This is a genomic window from Pedobacter sp. R-06, from assembly GCF_049913135.1.
Classification (GTDB): domain Bacteria; phylum Bacteroidota; class Bacteroidia; order Sphingobacteriales; family Sphingobacteriaceae; genus Pedobacter.
Window position 1 is genome coordinate 799,983 of sequence record NZ_CP183977.1, and the last position, 19,938, is coordinate 819,920.

A 19,938-nucleotide genomic window follows, 5' to 3' on the forward strand; every position below is an offset into this window, starting at 1 on the left:
CTTTTTTACAGCCTAAAACTTATCCACATATTGGGTTAAATGCCAAAATTTCCGTATTTTTGATACTTATTGTTTTTAATTAAAATATGAGCGAAGAACAGGATTTAAAGTCAAATTATTCGGCAGATAATATACAGGTTTTAGAAGGTTTAGAAGCGGTGCGTAAGCGCCCTTCAATGTATATAGGTGATACTGGTGTAAAAGGTTTACACCATTTGGTTTACGAGGTTGTAGATAACTCAATTGATGAGGCTTTGGCCGGTCATGCAGATACCATCGATGTTAGAATTTTAGAAGGTAACTCCATCAGGGTTGAAGATAACGGTCGGGGTATTCCAACCGGGATCAATAAAAAAGAAAATAAATCGGCGCTTGAAATCGTAATGACGGTTTTACACGCAGGTGGTAAATTTGATAAAGATACCTATAAAGTATCCGGAGGTTTGCACGGTGTAGGGGTAAGTTGCGTTAACGCCTTATCTACACATTTAAAGGCCGAAGTTCACCGTGAAGGTAAAATCTGGATGCAGGAATATAACATCGGTAAACCTTTATACGATGTTAAAGAAGTGGGTGAAACCGATAAACGCGGTACCATCGTAACTTTTAGTCCTGATGCTACCATTTTTACACAAACTACTGAATATAAATACGATACTTTAGCAGGTCGTTTACGTGAGCTGGCTTTCTTGAATAAAGGAATTACCTTGACGTTAACAGATGAGCGTGAAGTTTTAGAAGATGGTAAATTCTTATCAGAAGTATTCCACTCAGAAGGTGGGTTAAAAGAATTTGTTGCTTTTTTAGATGGAACAAGAGCATCTTTCTTACCTGAACCGATTTATATCGAGGGTATCAAAAATGGTATTCCGGTTGAATTGGCTTTTCAGTACAACGATAGTTATTCGGAAAATGTTCACTCTTATGTGAATAATATTAATACACACGAGGGAGGAACACATATTGCGGGTTTCCGTAGAGGTTTAACCCGTACTTTAAAAGCTTATGCTGATAAATCGGGTTTATTGAAAAACCTTAAAATGGAAATTACTGGTGATGACTTTAGAGAAGGTTTAACCGCAGTAGTTTCGGTAAAGGTTCAGGAACCTCAGTTTGAAGGACAAACTAAAACCAAACTGGGTAACAGTGAGGTAATGGGAGCAGTAGATGTTGCTGTTGGTGAAGCATTAGGTTACTATTTGGAAGAAAATCCGAAAGAAGCTAAAATGATCATCAACAAGGTGATTTTAGCGGCTACTGCACGTGCAGCGGCACGTAAAGCCCGCGAAATGGTCCAGCGTAAGAGTGTAATGGGGGGATCTGGTTTACCAGGGAAATTGGCCGATTGCTCAGATAGTGACCCGGAAAGATGTGAAATTTATCTGGTAGAGGGTGACTCGGCGGGTGGTACCGCTAAACAAGGTCGCGATAGAAACATTCAGGCTATTTTACCATTAAAAGGTAAAATCTTGAACGTAGAAAAAGCGATGGAGCACAAAATCTATGAGAATGATGAGATTAAAAACATGTTTACCGCTATCGGTGTGAGTATTGGTACACCAGAAGATGATAAAGCCTTAAACTTAACCAAATTACGTTATCATAAGATCGTAATCATGACGGATGCGGATATTGATGGTTCCCACATTACCACTTTGATCTTAACTTTCTTTTACCGTTATATGAGGGCATTAATCGAAGCGGGTTATGTTTATATTGCTTCGCCCCCACTTTACCAGGTTAAAAAAGGTAAAGAATTTGAATATTGCTGGAACGATGTGCAGCGCGATGCAGCTGTACAACGTTTGAAAGGTGCAGGTAAAGAAGATAGTGTACACATCCAACGTTACAAAGGTTTGGGTGAGATGAACGCAGAACAACTTTGGGATACTACATTGAATCCTGCTACACGTACTTTATTACAAGCTACAATCGAGAGCGCTGCAGAATGTGATCATACGTTCTCTATGTTAATGGGCGATGAGGTTGCTCCACGTAGAGAGTTTATTGAGCGTAACGCGAAATATGCAAAAATTGATGCTTAATCCCTAAATCCCCAAAAGGGATTTTATGATACAGACCCTCCTCAAGTTAAATCTTGAAGAGGGTTTTTTGTTACATTCGTCATTGCAATTAAGATCACTTTATCGTGGTGTAAGATGTTACCATCTTACACTGTATTGAATTTTTCTATTTTGGATGAATTTAATTGTCATAAGTCAGATGGAAACATCTGACTTCACCTAAAGAACTTCTAAAGTCTAAGGAGCCAAGAGAAAAAACAAAGCCACTCATTTTTGAGTGGCTTTTGTATTATACACGATTGCAAATGGCCGCTCTTTATCCAAAGAGCGGCCATTGCGCTTAACTAACCATCTCAGCAATGAGACTTATTTTTAGGCTTTTGCGTTGGTTACAAGATGTAGTACGATCCAACAGGTGCCAATTCGGTTTGAGGTTTGTCCTCGTATATTTTATTATCATCCAGCATCTGGCAAAGATCCCGTTCAATAGTTCTGCAGATCGTTGTGGTTGGTGTATCTGTAGGCTTATTCTCGAAAGGATCCTGAAGATGGACCGCCATTTTTTCTACCAATAGGAAGAAAGCAGCTATGGCAACCACTAGTGGAACTTCCATGTAACCAAAATATTCAATTAAGCCAAAAGGCAGTAACACGATGAATAAATGGATAGACATGTTAATGTATTTACTATAAGTAACCGGAAAAACGGTGTTTTTTATTCTTTCCGATCCCCCCATGTGGTTGCATAAAGCTGTAATCGTTTTATCGATTTCTATTTGCTGGTATTTATTGATCCAGCCTTCCTGTAATGCCTTTTTTAAATCCATGGCATGTAACTCCAATATCGTCGCAGTTACATTTTTACGTTTTTTAATAAATGCGATTTCCTCTGCACAAAGGTATTCTTCCAAACCTTTACGCGGGTTAAAACCTCTTAGCGATTGACTTAAGGCATAACACCAGGCAATCTGCCTTTTTATAAAACGTTCTTTAAATGCCTCAACCTCATCTAAACCATAAGGATTTTCTACAAAAGATAATATCTGGCGCGACAGGGTTCTCGAATCGTTAACAATAGCACCCCAAAGAATTCTGGCCTCCCACCATCTGTCGTACGCCTGGTTAGACCGGAACGCTAATAGAAGTGAAATGATTGTTCCCAGTAGCGCGGGTACAGCGACAGGAATCGAAATGCGTGTAACATGAAAGTTTTCATACAACACTACAATGCCTATGGAGTAGCCAATAACAAACAGGAGTTCTTTTTTGATCTTTCCGAATATATAAGTGAGCGGAATATTATTTCGTAACAGCATAATATAAAGTTTAAAATGTGAGTAATTAAGCGTTTGCCTCTTGTAACTGTGTTTCGTGTATTTTTGTGTCAATTAAATTTTCACTAGCATGAACAGTTAATGTATTTAATTGAATTATTTCACAGCCAGCACGTTCCGTTAATATTTTAGGGTCAATACTATACTTGTTGATTGGCGTAAAATTGTATTCTTTTAAGTAAGCAATGCGCTCTACATCAAAAGCTTCGATAAAGTTTTTGAAAGCGGCTACTGTACTTCCGTAAAAATATTCAATTCCAATGGCATTGATCTGACTAGGGTATTTTGCCTTAGCCTGATTTATCTGCTGATAAAATTCGTCGCTAACATTTTCGTAATCGCGGCTGCGGCGACTCAACATTAACATATCGGTTATCGAATCTGATAATTTAAAGGCATGTACAAAAATGATGTTTAAGGTTTCATTTTTTTGATGTTGAACAAGCGCATCAATAATTTTAATGCTTTCTAATTTAAAGTCGGTTGGTACTAATACTGTTTTCATCGCTATATCTTGTTTAAATGAATTGAAAAATTATTTATACAAGTTTAGCGCGATGTTATTATAGCGAAATAAGAGTAAGATTAGAATGAGATTAGAGTGTACTCCCTTTTGGAGTGACCAGTTTTTATTGGTTCATTAGTCATTAGTTCATTTGCACGATGCATAACATGATTTTTATGATTGATAAATTGTTTAATCGTGGAGAGATGTGCAATTAAACAGCCCAGTCGATGATCAATTTTTTTAATAACCAGTAACTGCTGCTCAGCGACGAGAACTAGAAAACCTTAATGTTCTTAATTTCTTAATGATCAAACGAAAGATACATTAATGACCAATAATCTACACCAATAAACAATGGAAAATGAAAACTAAGCCATCAACCAAGAACTAATAGATCGCTGACCAACTAATGAACCAAAGACCAATGAACTAGTGAACTAACTTTTCGTTGGTAATAAAACCTTAATTTCAGTGCCAACTCCTTCCTGCGATTTAATAGCAATACTACCCCGGTGTAAACGGATAATATTCAATGAAAGTGGTAAACCAACGCCATATCCTTTAAAATCATTGGTGTTAGATGCACGATAAAAGGGTTCGAATATGTGCTGTATATCTGTTTGCGGTATTCCAATTCCTCTATCTGTTACAGCAATAGAAAGCATATTGGCATTGCTTTCAATACTAATGTTTACCAGATTCTCATTTGAGTATTTACAGGCATTGTTTACAATATTGCTGATGGCAAGCTTAATCAGGTTTTTGTTTACCCGCAGGGTCAGTAATTCATCATCATCAGGAAGTTTGGTAAAGTCGATTTCTATTTTACTGTTGGGATGTACCTGGTTAACCGATTCTTTAATTTCCCATAACAGTTCATCCATCCGTACCTCTTCCCAGGGTTGGTTTTTTCCATTAAACCCAGATTGTGCCAGACCCAGTAAACTGGTTAAGATATGCTCTAATCTTTCTGCCTCATCTTTAATTTTTGCTAAAGCTTTTTCCTGTTTTGCTACATCTTCAATGGTCTTCATCGCTAGCTCAACCTCTCCGCTAATAATAGTTAATGGTGTTCTTAACTCGTGCGAGGCATTACTAATAAAGTTATTCTGCGTTTCGAAAGCCGTTTCTAAACGGTTAAGCATGTTATTAAAGGTTTGGGCCAATTGCGACATCTCATCGTTACCTTTTTTTACATCCAGCCTTAAGTGTAAATTTTCAGCCTTTATCTTTTTTACGCTCTTAATTATATTCCTTAACGGCATTAACATGTAATTGGAAAATTTCCAGCCCACAACAAAAGATAAAATAACAGAAAGGAAAAAACCGATAATCAAGATTCTTTGAAGGTCTTTTAACTCCCGAAAACCAAAAGGATCATTTGCAGAAACAATTACAATGTATCCGCTATTTGGGTTTTTAAAGAATTTTCCGGCGTAAAAGTGATTTTCAACTCTGTAACGCGCCATAGCCCCTGCTTTTATCCGGTTATAAAAGCTTGCTGGTAATTTACGGTCAACTTTATCTGGTGATTTCCCTGCTTCAATGATGTACTCTTTTTCTGAAGGTAGTCGTTCCAGGTATTGATTACGCATTTTAGCGTAAACCTTATTGTTGCCATCTTCATACAGTTTGATCTGGGCAGCAATATTAACCCTGGCCTCTAAACGTTTATAAAAATCTTCAAAGGCGAAATCGTTAGAAAAATACCAAACAAAACCACTTAATAAGGAGATAATAATTGCCGATAAAATGGCGAAAAGTAAGGTGATTTTCTTGGCTATCTCCATTATTTTTCTTTTAATATATAACCCAGGCCTACCACAGTGTGGATGAGTTTCTGATCAGAATTTTTATCTATTTTTTTGCGAAGATAATTAACATAAACATCCACCACATTGGTGCCAAGGTTAAAGTCGATATCCCAAACGTTTTCTAAAATGTCTATCCGTGATAAAATTTTTGATTTGTTTTTGGCCATATACTCGATCAGGCGATATTCTGTTGCCGTAAGTATAATTTCCTGTTGGTTCCGTTTTACCGTTTTTGCGCTTAAATTAATCTGGAGGTCTGCTATGGAGATAATCTGATCTTGTGAAACCACACCATGATATCGCCTCAACAGCATTCTGATCCGCGCGAAAAGCTCAGCAAATTTAAATGGTTTTATTAAATAATCATCTGCACCATTATCCAATCCGTTTACCACATTTTCTGTAGTACCCAAAGCCGTAAGCATAATAATAGGCGTATTTGGTTTTTGTTCTTTAATGATTTTGCAGAGTTCCAGACCATTTATTCCAGGTAGCATAATATCCAGGATAATCAGATCGAACTGGTTTTCTATAGCCATCTGTTTCCCGATTAAACCGTCAGGAGCTATGCTCACGGTAAATCCTTCATCGGTTAAACCCCTCGAAATTACAGATACAACGCTCGGTTCATCTTCTACAAGTAATAAATTCATTTTGCTGGCAAGTAATCTAAAAAATGGGGAATTACAAAATATTAATCGCTGATTAACTGATTTTTAATGCTTTTTTAACGCAAAGCCGACACAATTGTTTGGATGATAGTAAATTGAATCATAAAAAAACCTCTCAAATGAGAGGCTGTAAAATATTTTTGCTGCGCTCAGCATGATAATACGCTATGTTTTCAGTGTCCCCGAGGCATATCTTTCAACTCCGCTCTGGATGACACCGCGTTTTAGATTCCTTTCTCTGATTTTTCCTTCAAATATTTTAGCCCATCTTCAAAATCTTTCCCAATCATTTTATCCATACTCACAAACACACACATCCATTTACTGATCAGGTTATTTTCTCCACTCATTGTCCAGGTTACCTTATTGCTACTTCCCTCTGGCTGAATGTCGAATTTTGTATCCGCTAAACTTTCAAAAGGCTCAATAAATTTTAATTCGATATCTACCTGTTTGTTAGGTGCTACACTTTTTATTTTCATGTAGCCACTTCCTGTTTCTTTACCTTTCCATTCATATATGTGGCCTGTCTCACCTGCAACACCACCGTAGGTAGTTTTTGCTGAAGGTTCCATTTTTGCCCACGGGTTCCATTTGTAGAATTCTTTAAAGTCGGCAATGTTCTTGTAAATTACGCTATCTGGAGCATTGATTACAGTAGACCTGCTTACTGTATAACTTTTAGGCAGGAAGAAGCCACCAACAATAATGATTATTGCCAATACGACAATGATGCCTAGTAAGATTTTGAGGAATTTCATAATTTGATTTAGTTTGGTTAACTAAATCTATAAAGAAAGCAGCTTAAATCAAAGCAAAAAATATTACACAATTTTAATCTTCGATTGCGGCGAATTTATTTTAAAATGCATTAAATCGGCAATAGATTGTGCTTTTTGTTTAATCTGATCTGCATTAGTTCCGGCAAAGAGATCATCAACGGTGTGAAAGAACAGGTTTTTCCAGGTCTCAAAGGCTTTAGTTTGTAATGGCGTTTGCTCATTTAATGCAAAATGACTAAGCATGGGGTTGCCTTTGTAAATGGCCTTTCCAAAGAGAATGCTTTCCCAGAAGTCGTACATTTTAGGTAAGTGGTGCGACCAGTCTACTTTGGCAACATCAGTAAATATTGGACCTATCTCTTTGTTAAGCGCAATATTTTTGTAGAATGTATCCACTAAAAGCATAATATCTTCTCTATTATGAATATCTTTTTTCATGGTGCAGTGATTTTAAACCTAAAAAACCCAGAACAATCAACGAGAGGAATTTGATGGTATCGACAATGATGTACAAAATATGATGATAACTTTTAGTTGGTAGGTTGCCGGCCAAAACCAGTCTCGCCCTTTCATCGAGTATTGGCAATAACCAAAAAGTATCAGCCATTAAAAGAATGGTAACCGAGAAAAGTAAAATGCTGTGGAAGTTTTTTAAAGGTGCTGGTAGGGAGCAGGCTAAAATAATAATCAATAATATGATCTCTATTTTATTGAGCGCCTGAAAAACCAATTGCCCTATACCTAAGCCTAGTGGAATTGTAATTCCTGGGGCCTGGAATTTTAATGGAGCTTCTAAAAAACTAATTCCACCAATTAAACCTGCCCAGAAAATAACACAAAAGATCGTGATTAACTTTTTCATCAGGTTCAAATATCATTTAAAATGGCTTAATAAAAATGATTAAAGTCATAAAGTAAAATTACATTTATCTATAAAGCTTAAGGATCATCTTCTTGTAATTAATAACAGCTTTATATTGCATTAATATATCTCCACCAATAATACTCATAATAGGTGGGTGACCAAATTGTTGATAAGTATCACTCACCGATTGCAGGTCGAAAGCCACTGTCTCGTAGTTTTTGATCTTTAACGATCCGATTTTTAACTCAGGAATAGTTGCCTGAATGGTAGTGGTGGTGGTAAAAAGGGTGGCAGCATTAATTTCGTCAGATACCTGTAGGGTTTCTGATAGGTGTTGCTCAATCAACGATTTATCGAACACACTCCGCGAGGCACCAGTGTCTAAAACGGCAAAATGTTTTTCCTTAAAAACAACAACTTCCATTAAAAGATGGAAGCCGTCGTCCTGTAAGTTTATCAGTTTTAGCGGGATTGAAATTGATTTCATTTGTTTATTTCCGTAGACGATGTTCAGGATGACAGCTTATTTAAGCGTAAAAAAAATGCCACAGAAGCACGGAATACACGGATAATAAATCTATTCCGTAGTTCTGTGTTTCCGTGGCAAAAAAATAAATATGTAATTAGTGTTAAACCAATTTCATTTCTGCCAGTACACTATTCATGTTCCTTACGGCATCGGCACTTTTGTTAAATGCGACCTGCTCATCTTCAGTTAATTTAAAATCGATGATTTTTTCCCAGCCGCTACGGCCAATAATTACCGGTACACCTAAACATATATCTTCCTGTCCGTATTCACCTTCAAGAGAAACGCAACAGGTAAACAGTTTTTTCTCATCGCGTAAAATCGCTTCAACCAATGCAGCGCCTGCGGCACCTGGTGCGTACCAGGCCGAAGTGCCGATTAAGCCTGTTAAGGTAGCACCACCAACCATCGTATCAGCTGCAACTTTATCTAGCGTAGCTTTATCTAATAAATTACTAACCGGTAAACTTTGGTAGGTAGCTAAACGGGTTAGTGGGATCATGGTGGTATCGCCGTGGCCGCCAATTACAAAGCCTTGCAAATCGTTAGGGTTGCAATTTAAAGCTTGCGATAAATAAAATTTGAAACGGGAGCTATCTAACGTTCCGCCCATGCCGATAATACGGTTTTTAGGCAGGCCTAACGACTTTAGGGCTAAATAAGTCATCGTATCCATTGGGTTACTGATCACGATGAAGATCGCTTCTGGAGAGTATTTTAAAATATTTTCGGCAACACCTTTAACAATACCAGCATTAATGCCGATCAGTTCTTCGCGTGTCATCCCTGGTTTGCGGGGCAAGCCTGAGGTAATTACTACCACGTCAGAACCAGCAGTTTTGCTGTAATCGCCGGTTACACCAGTGATTTTAGTGTCGAAACTTAAAAGAGTTGCGGTTTGCATCATGTCGATCGCTTTGCCCTCGGCAAAACCCTCTTTAATATCTAACAGGACAAGTTCGTTCGCTAATTCTTTGCGGGCAATATTATCTGCACAAGTGGCACCAACTGCGCCTGCGCCAACAACCGTTACTTTCATATATTTTATTTTAATGGTTTGCGTATCGTTAAATATTAATCGAAGGTAGAAATAAATATAAGGTTTAAAAATCCTTTTCAAAACTTTATAATTTGATGATGCTTTGCTTAATGTGTTCAAAAGCAGAAGCATTAAAGCAAAAAACAATTATGGGAAATAAGCCCATTTCAAATATCGATTATAAAGCCTTTGAAGGTAAATGATATTCATTATCATTACTTTACAGGACGCATTGATTATTTTTTTAAAATAACGTTCAGTTTTTCATAGGCGAGTTCAGTGCCATTCTTTGCTAAATTCCGATGAAACCTGTGAAACAAGCAAGCATGCCAAAAAATAATGAACAGCAATGCTTATATCGGAATACCGCCTTCGATCGGGTTTATTTACTATGGGTAGTAGCACAGTCGGAGCCACCTATCCTGAACAAAGTGAAAAGTCTGTAAGATGAGGAACGGACTTGTAACATGGGCTTATATCACCCAAATTGCAAAAATAACTAGTTTAAGGTTTTTCTTTATTCTCGATTATTTCCCATTTATTAAAGATTGCTCTCAGTCCAATCCGCTTTTCTTCATCATAAGAAGTAAGGCTCACTGTTCCGTCTTTTGCTTCCAATACGATTTCAGCAGGGCTTTTATTCCCATCTTGTTGTAGAATATATCCTTTGTAATAAGCTTTGCCTGATACTAGTTTTTTGCTAAAAGAACATTCAATACTTTCAATCTTCGTTTCGAACAAAACTTTTTCCTGATCTGGTGGAGTGCTCTCTAAGGTAATAACCTTTGTAGTTGGGTTAATTGTTATTTCTGTTGGCGCAGTTATTTCTTCACCGTTTGGCCCTAGCAGTTTGTTGGTGGTATACTTAATGGTTTTATTACAGATTTCGCTTTCTGGGTCATTTTTGTTTACAGAGGTTTCATCTGCGGCAAAACCGCCGACTAACAGGAAAAAGCTAGAAAGTACAATGAATCTATTGATGTAAGTTTTCATAAGATGATCGATTTAGATATGCTAATGTAGCATTTATCTTAGATGTTTTACAGAGGCTTAAGCAACAGGTTTTTGCAATTTAGAACCGATTGACGGGGAAAGTCTCCTATTTAAGCACTATTCTGTTGTTTTTTATAGTATTTGACTGTGGCTTTTTAAGTGTTGACCACAGACTTGTGTTAGCTAAACCCGATAAAAGCGAACACGTAGTGCAACGATTAAAGCGTGTAGCGGGACTGAAAGCCCGATGAAAAACCGAAACACTCATTCAAAAAAAAATAAAATGGTAATGAGTTCGGGATTAATGCTTTAAAAAACCTATGGGGCTTTTAAAATCAGATAGGTTTGATCGCCATATTTTTGTTGATAAAATCCTGACAACTTCAACCCTCAAATTCCTTATTTTTGAAGAACCGTTATTATTCTACAACGGTTAATTCTTTGCCGCACAATATGTACTTAATTTTTGATACCGAAACCACTGGTTTGCCACGTAATTATAACGCCCCCATTACCGATACGGATAATTGGCCGCGTTGTATACAAATTGCATGGCAACTGCACGATGAGATGGGGAGATTGGTTGAACATCAGGATTATCTGGTTAAACCAGAGGGATTTAATATTCCTTACGATGCAGAACGGATCCATGGCATTTCTACTGAATTAGCTGCCGAACAAGGTATTGGTTTCGATGAAATGCTGGCCAAGTTTAACGAAGTTTTAGATAAAGCCAAGTTTATTGTAGGCCAGAATGTTGGTTTCGACGTAAACATTATGGGCTGTGAGTTTCACCGTTTTGGTGTGGCCAACCGCTTGGCAGAAATGCCGGTTTTGGATACCTGTACAGAAGTTACCGCCCAGCTTTTACAATTGCCCGGAGGTAGGGGCGGAAGATTTAAACTGCCAACCTTAACCGAGTTACACGCTTATCTGTTTGGTGTTCCTTTTAACGAAGCCCACAACGCAACTGCCGACGTGGAAGCAACTACACGCTGTTTCTTAGAATTGGTAAAAAGAGAGGTTTTTAAGAAAGAAGAGCTACAGGTTGACGTAGAATATTTTCCTCGTTTTAGAGAGGTAAACCCAGCTACGATTGAAGGAATTGGTTTAAAGCACATCAATTTAAAAGCTGCTTCTGATGAAATCCGTAAGCGTTTACAAAAAACTGAAGGTGGGGGAATTTCGAAACAGGAACTTGCAGGGAACAAACAGGAACTTGCTGCAGCAACCTTTGTACATTTACACAACCATACACAGTTTTCGGTATTGCAAAGTACCATCAGTATTCCCGATCTGGTAAAAGCCGCGGCAGCACAAAAAATGCCTGCGGTAGCCATGACCGATCATGCGAATATGATGGGGGCTTTTCACTTTGTAAACCATGTTTTAAACCATAACAAAGCTGCCGAAGCAAAAAATGCTGCTGCAATTGAGGCAGGCGAACGCCCAACAGAAGTGGTAATGACACCCATTGTTGGGGTAGAATTTTTTGTTTGTAATAATCACTTAGACCGGACCGCAAAAGATAATGGTTACCAGATGGTACTGTTGGCGAAGAATAAAAAAGGCTATCATAATCTAGCTAAAATGTCTTCTATCGCTTATACTAAAGGCTTTTATTACGTTCCACGTATTGATAGGGAGGTAATTGAACAGTATAAAGATGATATTATTGTTTTATCGGGTAACCTATCCGGGGAGATTTCGAACAAAATTTTAAACATGGGCGAAACCCAGGCTGAAGAAGCGCTGATCTGGTGGAAGAACATGTTTGGCGATGATTTCTATGTGGAGGTAATGCGCCACAACCAGGAAGATGAAGACCGTGTAAATGAATCGTTGATTGCACTGGCTAGAAAACATGCTGTTAAATTGGTAGCTACCAATAATACCTATTACATTAACAAGAAGGATGCGAATGCACACGATATTTTGCTTTGTGTAAAAGATGGCGAAAAACAAGCGACACCAATTGGCCGTGGTCGCGGTTACCGTTATGGTTTGCCCAATCAAGAATATTATTTCAAATCTGGTGATGAAATGAAATCGCTTTTTGCCGATTTGCCGGAGGCGATTGTAAATATTAAAGAAATTGTAGATAAGATCGAAATCTACAAACTTGCCCGTGAAGTACTCTTACCTAAATTTGATATTCCAGACGAATTTTTAGTGGCGGAAGATGAAGCCGACGGAGGAAAACGCGGAGAAAATAAATTTTTGCGTCATCTTACTTATGAGGGGGCCAAGAAACGTTATGGCGTATTAACCCCTGAGGTTATCGAACGTTTAGATTTCGAATTACAGACCATTGAAAAAACCGGTTATCCGGGTTATTTCCTAATTGTACAGGATTTTATTGCCGAAGCCCGCCGCAGGGATGTTTCGGTAGGCCCTGGCCGTGGTTCTGCAGCCGGATCGGTGGTGGCTTATTGTTTATGGATCACGAATATCGATCCCATTAAGTACGATCTCCTTTTTGAGCGTTTCTTAAATCCCGATCGTGTATCCATGCCCGATATTGATATCGATTTTGACGATGAGGGCCGTGGCCGTGTAATGGAATACGTAATTGGCAAATACGGTTCCAGCCAGGTGGCGCAGATTATCACTTATGGAACCATGGCCGCCAAATCTTCTATCCGCGATACAGCGAGGGTGTTAGATTTGCCTCTTTTTGAAGCAGATAAGATTGCCAAGCTGATCCCGAATATGAAGCTCGCAAAAATCTTTACCTTGGATGAGAAAACATTGAAAGAAGCTTTGCGCCCTGATGAATATGAACGCGTTGTTGAATTGAAAAATCTTGGCGCATTAAAAGATTTGAGTGCCGAAACTATTCAACAGGCACAGATTTTAGAGGGCTCTTTACGGAACACCGGTATTCATGCCTGCGGGGTAATTATTACGCCAAGCGATATTACCAATTTCGTTCCCGTTTCTACTGCAAAAGATTCTGATCTATATGTTACCCAATTTGATAACTCGGTTGTAGAAAGCGCGGGTTTATTAAAAATGGACTTTTTGGGTTTAAAAACCCTTACCCTGATAAAAGATACCGTAAAATTGGTTAAAAAACGCTTTGGTATCGATCTCGATCCGGATAATTTTCCTATTGATGATGTATTAACCTATGAGCTTTTCCAGCGTGGTGAAACCATCGGGATTTTCCAGTATGAGAGCCCGGGGATGCAGAAATACATGAAGGAGCTGAAACCAACGGTTTTCGACGATTTAATTGCGATGAACGCACTATATCGCCCGGGCCCGATGGAGTATATTCCAAGTTTTGTTCGCCGTAAAAATGGCGAAGAAGAAATCAAGTACGATTTAGATGCCTGCGAAGAGTATTTGAAAGAAACCTATGGAATTACCGTTTATCAAGAACAGGTAATGCTTTTATCACAGAAACTAGCTGGATTTACCAAAGGTGAGGCTGACGTGCTACGTAAGGCGATGGGTAAGAAACAGAAAGACGTTCTGGATAAAATGAAGCCAAAGTTTGTGAAACAAGCGGCCGAGAAAGGTCATGATGCCGCAACTTTAGAAAAAATATGGAAAGATTGGGAAGCATTTGCATCTTACGCTTTCAACAAATCGCACTCTACCTGTTATGCATGGATTGCCTATCAAACTGCATACTTAAAAGCACATTACCCTGCCGAATATATGGCTGCTGTACTGTCCAATAACATGAGTGATATTAAACAGGTGGCTTTCTTTATGGAAGAGTGTCGCCAGATGAGTGTTACGGTATTAGGCCCGGATGTGAACGAATCTGACCTGAAATTCTCAGTAAATGCCAGGGGCGAAGTCCGCTTCGGTATGTCGGCAGTAAAAGGTGTTGGTGAAAAGGCGGTAGAAAGCATTATTGAAGAAAGACTGGCAAATGGGCCTTACAGTAATGTGTACGATTTTGCCAAACGTTCTAACACCCGCATTGTAAATAAAAAAGCTTACGAGAGTTTTGTATACAGCGGTGCTTTCGATGCATTTGGAGGTCATAGGGCACAGTATTTTTATATTGGCCCGAACGATAAAATGAATGGCATTGAAAAGATTATCAAATATGCCAACGATTTTCAGAACAATGAAAGTACGTCACAAGCTTCCTTATTCGGTGGCTCTAAAGCCGATCTTATTTTAGAACCAAGCTTGCCAGTTTCGCCAGAATGGGCACTAATGGACAGGTTAAAATACGAAAAAGATGCCATTGGGATTTTTCTCTCTGGCCACCCTTTAGATAATTATAAACTGGAGCTCGATAAATTCTGTACACACGGTGTTAAGCAGCTGAGCGTAATCAACAAGGTGCGTATGGGCGATAATAATGAAGAGGTTTTGGCCGAGTTCGAAAAGCTGAAAAACCGTGAGCTCTGCGTAGGCGGACTTGTGGTAACCGCATCACAGCGAATTACCAAAACAGGTAAGCCATTTGGTACTTTTGTTTTCGAAGATTATGACGATGCAAGTGAAATGGCCTTGTTCGGAGAAGATTTTTTAAAATTTAAATCGTTTTTAACCGAAGGATATTTCTTGCAGATTAGAGGCAGGGTTGGTGAGCGTTTCGGTAAAGCTGGCGATTGGGAGTTTAAAATCACCTCAATTAACTTAATGTCTGAGCTGAGGGATAAATTAGCTAAAAGTTTAACGATCCAGGTGCCGATTGAGCGGGTTAACGATCAACTGATGCGCGAGATTGAAGCCATATTAGCAGACAATAAGGCAAACTCCGAGCAACAAAACTGCCAACTTAACTTCGCTATTTTTGACCGGGAAAAGGAGATTATGTTGGATATGCCATCCAAAAATCTTAAAATAAACCCAAACAATAAATTTTTGGAACAATTACTCGGACTTAATGTTGTAAATTACAAGTTAAACTAAGGTATAAGGCCTAAGGTTTAAGGTGGAAGGTTATAGCGCCTAAACCTTATACCTTTCACCTTTAAGCCCTCTACCTCAAAATAATGTCAAATTGACATTACCAATGGGTTGGCATTACAATTGAATACATATATTTGAACATAAAAAAAATAATTATGGCATTAGAAATCACAGATGCAAACTTCGAGGAGCTTGTATTAAAATCAGATAAACCCGTATTAGTAGATTTTTGGGCAGAATGGTGTGGCCCTTGTCGCATGGTTGGTCCAGTAGTAGAAGAAATCGCTAAAGAATATGATGGCAAAGCGGTAGTTGGAAAAGTAAACGTTGATAACAACCCTCAAATTTCAATGCAGTTTGGTATCCGTAACATCCCTGCTTTATTATACTTTAAAGATGGTCAGGTTGTAGATAAACAAGTTGGTGCTGTTCCAAAATCAGTATTAGCAGAAAAATTAAACAAACAATTGGTTTAGTTTAAGCTTAAAGCAGAAAAACCAAAGCCTAAAGGCTTGTAACATATTTAAAACCCAAGTTCATTTGATGGATTTGGGTTTTTTCGTTTAGAACTAAATTTATCATATTCTTAAATCATTTTTACTGTTGAGCTCTTCTTTTCTCATCAAAACGGATGTCTTTGTTATTTCCGGAAACCTTTGATCTCCCGAATGAGTAGGTAATACCAAGACTAAAGGTTTTATAATTATAGTCTGTTTTTACGGTTTGTACAAAATCGACAAAGCGAATTTCATATTTATTTACTGTGCCAATAAAAAAAGCTGGGCTGATGATCAAATTGTTGTTAAATAATTTTATCCTAGCCCCGGTTCTCAAACTACGTTGACTGTAGCTGTAAACATTTCTATCAGTTGATGGAAGGTTTTGGCTGTAATTCAAATAAAAACTTAACTGGTTAGTTGCCTTGAAACTATTATTGACACTGAATGAGGCAGCAGTTCCATTTGGAGCGCTGATTGCTTCTATTTTAGATTTTGGTGATGCATATGAAAAAGAGGCAGAAATGCTATTGTCCCACCATTTAAATAATGACCGATTAAAAGATACGTAGACCCCAAGATTATCCTGAGTCAGAAAATTCCCTCTACTGGTTACCACTGCTGGGCCATTAACCGTTGTAAGGTTCGAAATTATATCGCTGATATGTTGTGTAAATACAGTAAAAGAAAACATGCCTTTGTATAGGTAGTTAAATTCAATATTATTACTGTATGAAGGTAAGAGCAATGCATTTCCGGTAGAATAAGTATAAATATTTGTGTAATAGGCAAAAGGGTTTAAGGCGTTCAAACTTGGTCGGTTTATCCTCCTGGAATAGTTTAACGAAAAAGTATGAACCTCGTTGGCTTTGTAAACGATATAAGCTGTAGGGAATAAAGCGCCGTAATTACCTTTGTTGCGCTGATCTAAGGTAGGCGAATATACATCCATCATAGTATACTCATAGCGTAACCCTGCTTTAGCTGTCCACTTTTTTGATAGTTCGGATTCCATACTGAAATAGGCGGCCAGAATATTTTCGGCATAATTGAATTTGTTACTACGTATTTCATCTAACAAGAAATCTTCTTGGATATAATTATAGTATTCAACATTAGCATTGTTATTAAAATTAGCGAGCTTAATACCCGTTTCTATTTTGGCCCATTTATAAGGTAATGTTAAATCTGATTGAAATGACCAGATATTGTATTTTGAAAAGTTATTATTCCGAATACTGGCATATGTATTTTCAGACTCAGAAACAAAATCATTTTTCATTTCAGGTGTGTTTGTAAAAAAATTAACAGAACTATTCAATTTTTTTCCATTTGAATCGAGCTTTAAATCATGGTATAGATTGAAAGTCTGTGTAAATAACGGCCTTGAAAATTTTCCTGTAGTATTTAAAACCGAGTCAAGAGTGTTACCTGTAATAAAGCTATAGTTGTTACTAAAGCTTGTATTCGATTTGTTGTCTGAAATATTATATATAAGCCCAATGTTGTTGTGTTTATTTATTTCATAATCAATGCTTAAGCCTGCTTGTAAACCAGGGGAGTTTCCCAAGCGTTGCTCATTGCTTAGAATCTCGCTGGGACGCCCGGTTATATCGACAGATTCTTTAATAATGCTGCGGTAGTTTGATTGGTTAAATGTAAAAGAGCTGTTAACTTTTTTTGATCGAAAAAAAAGTGCTAGATTGTTGTTGTACGATCCATAGGTATTTTGATGGTATGTTGAACTTACTGATCCGCGCCAGCCTAAAGATTCGTTTTTCTTTAAAACAATATTAATCAAACCACCATTCCCCTGGGCCTCATATTTTGCCGGTGGGGTGGTTATGATTTCAATTTTTTCTATATTTTCAGATCGGAAGGTTTTTAGGTAGTTTACCAAGTCAGTTCCCCCTAAATTGATGATTTTTTCATTAACCATAACTCCCATACTCCCTTTGCCAACCATAGATATACTGTTTTCGGAGACTATTAAAAGAGGCGCAACCTGTAAGGCCTCAAAGAGAGAAGCACCGTTAGCCATGATGGTATTGTTTAGATTAAATATTAATCGGTCAACCTTTCGTTCAAGAAGAGGTTTTTTAGCCTCAACAGTTACTTCTTGCAGTTCTTTATCTTTTGTGCCAAGAATGATATCTGTTAATTTAACTGAAGAACCATCAAACTTAATATCTTTTAATAATTGAGTATGATAACCTAAACACGAAATTTTAATTTTAAATATGCCCCTGCTTAAATTATTGAGCTCAAAATAACCTTCTTTGTTGCTTACCCCATATTTTACGACAGTCGAATCTGTAATGTTTAAAAGTGCCACAGTTGCATTTTCAATTCCAATACCCTTTGTTTCTTTTACCCTGCCGGAAATTGTTTGTGCTGTACTATGATACGTTATGACGAAAAACAAAAGAGAGCTTAGTATACCTCTTTTATAAAATAGCTTCATATAAATAATTTGATTTTACAGATAGGACACTATCAATCCGAAAACGTTGCACTCAACAAAATCACGTAAATGCGCTTAAATCGGGTGTTTATACCCAATTTTTAATATAAGTACTCCATTTAATTGATTTTTAAACAGGCTCGAATTATAAAATGTGATAAATTGGACTTGTTTTTTTTAGTTTTAAGAGAAGTTTTTAGACCTTTTAACAGTAATATTACTATCACAGACTTTTTGTTATAAACTTATTTTTGTTTCTTTAATAAAAAACTAACAATCATGTCTATTAACCTATTTAACAATAAAACTCTAGGTATTTTATTGGCAGGTTTAATCCTAAACTGTGCAAATATTGCATGTGTATCGGCGCAAAACCCTGTTGAAACTAACGAACCATCAGCAGATTATAAGCCAGCATTTGCAGGGCAGACCCGAATTGCAGGTGTAAAGACCAAAACCCCTCTGGATATTACGATTATTAATGAAAAGTTAGAAAATCCTTGGGCCATTTCAGTTCTTCCAAATGGCGGTTTTTTAATTACACAAAAACAGGGTACAATGGTAATCCTTACTCCTGATGGGAAATTAAGCAAAAAGATAACCGGTTTACCCAAGGTAGATCCGTCTGGCCAGGGCGGTTTATTAGATGTAACCTTAGATCCGAATTTTGCTAAAAATAGAATGATTTATTGGGCTTATTCAGAGCCTCAGGATAAAGGCGTGTTACTGGCCATTGCCAAAGGTAAATTAGCAGCTAATGAAACTACAATAGAGAACCAAACCATTATTTATCGCGCTACACCAGCTTACGGCGGTAAACTTCAATATGGTTCAAGAATTGTCTTCGATAAAAACGGTAATTTATTTGTAAGTACCGGCGAACGTTCTGGTAGCGATATCAGAATTCAGGCGCAGTATTTAAATTCTTCTTTAGGTAAAATTTTACACCTGACTACCGATGGTAAAGCAGTGGCAAATGGGCCCTTTGCTGGCAAAGCAGATGCCAAACCGGAAATTTATGCCTATGGATTGCGGAATCCAGATGGTTTAGCCATTAATCCTTTAACCGGTGATTTATGGGAAGCCGAATTTGGCCCTAAAGGTGGCGATGAGGTGAATATTATTAAACCAGGCAAAAATTATGGTTGGCCAATTATCACTTACGGAACAGAATATAGTGGCAAAAAAGTAGGCGATGGTATTCAACAGAAAGAAGGCATGGAGCAGCCTGTTTATTACTGGAATCCAAGTATTTCACCTGGCTGTATTGCGTTTTATAACAGCAATAGCATTGCCGAATGGAAAGGGAATTTATTTGTAGGCGGTTTGGGTGGTTCGCATATTATCAGATTGGTGATAAAAGATGATAAAATTGTTGGTGAAGAGCGGTTGCTGGAAGGTAAAGGAGAACGTTTCCGCGATATGGTAGAAGGAAAGGATGGAGCGCTTTATTCTGTAACCGATAATGGCCATTTGTTTAGAATAGCTAAGAAGTAAAATTATTTAAGCTGGAGGATGTATCATAAATATC

General features: G+C 37.7%; 15 protein-coding genes. 4 read left to right on the forward strand and 11 right to left on the reverse strand.

Features of this window, described 5'->3' with window-relative positions; genetic code table 11:
* Nucleotides 1-86 precede the first annotated feature (86 nt).
* Nucleotides 87-2,045: a DNA topoisomerase (ATP-hydrolyzing) subunit B gene (gene gyrB, locus ACN9MR_RS03380; protein WP_426328233.1), complete on the forward strand. Its 1,959-nt coding sequence runs from the start codon at nt 87-89 to the stop codon at nt 2,043-2,045.
* Nucleotides 2,046-2,413: 368 nt separating this feature from the next.
* Here the strand turns inward: gyrB and ACN9MR_RS03385 are convergent, their stop codons facing one another.
* From ACN9MR_RS03385 to ACN9MR_RS03430, 10 genes are all read right to left on the reverse strand, one after another.
* On the reverse strand, nt 2,414-3,340 hold the full coding sequence (locus ACN9MR_RS03385) for a bestrophin family protein (RefSeq protein ID WP_426328234.1): 927 nt from the start codon (nt 3,338-3,340) through the stop codon (nt 2,414-2,416).
* Nucleotides 3,341-3,365: 25 nt separating this feature from the next.
* A complete protein-coding gene (locus ACN9MR_RS03390) occupies nt 3,366-3,863 on the reverse strand; it encodes a hypothetical protein (protein ID WP_426328235.1) in 498 nt (165 codons plus the stop codon).
* Nucleotides 3,864-4,303: 440 nt separating this feature from the next.
* Complete coding sequence (locus tag ACN9MR_RS03395; RefSeq protein ID WP_426328236.1) at nt 4,304-5,656, reverse strand: ATP-binding protein; 1,353 nt, start codon at nt 5,654-5,656, stop codon at nt 4,304-4,306.
* Nucleotides 5,656-6,333: a response regulator transcription factor gene (locus ACN9MR_RS03400; RefSeq protein WP_215125835.1), complete on the reverse strand. Its 678-nt coding sequence runs from the start codon at nt 6,331-6,333 to the stop codon at nt 5,656-5,658. Before ACN9MR_RS03400 ends, ACN9MR_RS03395 begins: the two co-directional genes overlap by 1 nt.
* A gap of 242 nt (nt 6,334-6,575) precedes the next feature.
* Complete coding sequence (locus tag ACN9MR_RS03405) at nt 6,576-7,112, reverse strand: SRPBCC family protein (RefSeq protein ID WP_426328237.1); 537 nt, start codon at nt 7,110-7,112, stop codon at nt 6,576-6,578.
* 63 nt (nt 7,113-7,175) lie between these two features.
* Nucleotides 7,176-7,571: a group III truncated hemoglobin gene (locus tag ACN9MR_RS03410; protein ID WP_426328238.1), complete on the reverse strand. Its 396-nt coding sequence runs from the start codon at nt 7,569-7,571 to the stop codon at nt 7,176-7,178.
* Nucleotides 7,552-7,995, reverse strand: a complete 444-nt coding sequence (locus tag ACN9MR_RS03415; protein ID WP_426328239.1) for a hypothetical protein — start codon at nt 7,993-7,995, stop codon at nt 7,552-7,554. The genes ACN9MR_RS03410 and ACN9MR_RS03415 overlap by 20 nt, the downstream gene beginning before the upstream one ends.
* A gap of 64 nt (nt 7,996-8,059) precedes the next feature.
* Complete coding sequence (locus ACN9MR_RS03420; RefSeq protein WP_426328240.1) at nt 8,060-8,485, reverse strand: aspartyl protease family protein; 426 nt, start codon at nt 8,483-8,485, stop codon at nt 8,060-8,062.
* A 142-nt stretch (nt 8,486-8,627) separates the two neighbouring features.
* Complete coding sequence (locus tag ACN9MR_RS03425) at nt 8,628-9,566, reverse strand: malate dehydrogenase (protein WP_426328241.1); 939 nt, start codon at nt 9,564-9,566, stop codon at nt 8,628-8,630.
* Nucleotides 9,567-10,070: 504 nt separating this feature from the next.
* Nucleotides 10,071-10,559 (reverse strand): hypothetical protein, encoded by a 489-nt coding sequence (locus tag ACN9MR_RS03430; protein ID WP_426328242.1) that lies wholly within the window; start codon nt 10,557-10,559, stop codon nt 10,071-10,073.
* A 453-nt stretch (nt 10,560-11,012) separates the two neighbouring features.
* On the opposite strand from ACN9MR_RS03430, the gene dnaE reads away from it, so the two are divergent.
* Nucleotides 11,013-15,446, forward strand: a complete 4,434-nt coding sequence (gene dnaE, locus ACN9MR_RS03435; protein WP_426328243.1) for a DNA polymerase III subunit alpha — start codon at nt 11,013-11,015, stop codon at nt 15,444-15,446.
* A gap of 155 nt (nt 15,447-15,601) precedes the next feature.
* The gene (gene trxA / locus ACN9MR_RS03440) at nt 15,602-15,922 is read left to right on the forward strand and encodes a thioredoxin (RefSeq protein WP_086545184.1); all 321 of its coding nucleotides are present in this window, start codon (nt 15,602-15,604) and stop codon (nt 15,920-15,922) included.
* Nucleotides 15,923-16,043: 121 nt separating this feature from the next.
* On the opposite strand, the gene ACN9MR_RS03445 is transcribed toward trxA, so the two are convergent.
* Nucleotides 16,044-18,407, reverse strand: coding sequence for a TonB-dependent receptor domain-containing protein (locus tag ACN9MR_RS03445; protein WP_426328244.1), 2,364 nt, complete (start codon nt 18,405-18,407; stop codon nt 16,044-16,046).
* Nucleotides 18,408-18,686: 279 nt separating this feature from the next.
* Here ACN9MR_RS03445 and ACN9MR_RS03450 point away from each other — a divergent pair, with 279 nt between their 5' ends.
* The gene (locus tag ACN9MR_RS03450; protein ID WP_426328245.1) at nt 18,687-19,904 is read left to right on the forward strand and encodes a PQQ-dependent sugar dehydrogenase; all 1,218 of its coding nucleotides are present in this window, start codon (nt 18,687-18,689) and stop codon (nt 19,902-19,904) included.
* Nucleotides 19,905-19,938: the final 34 nt, after the last annotated feature.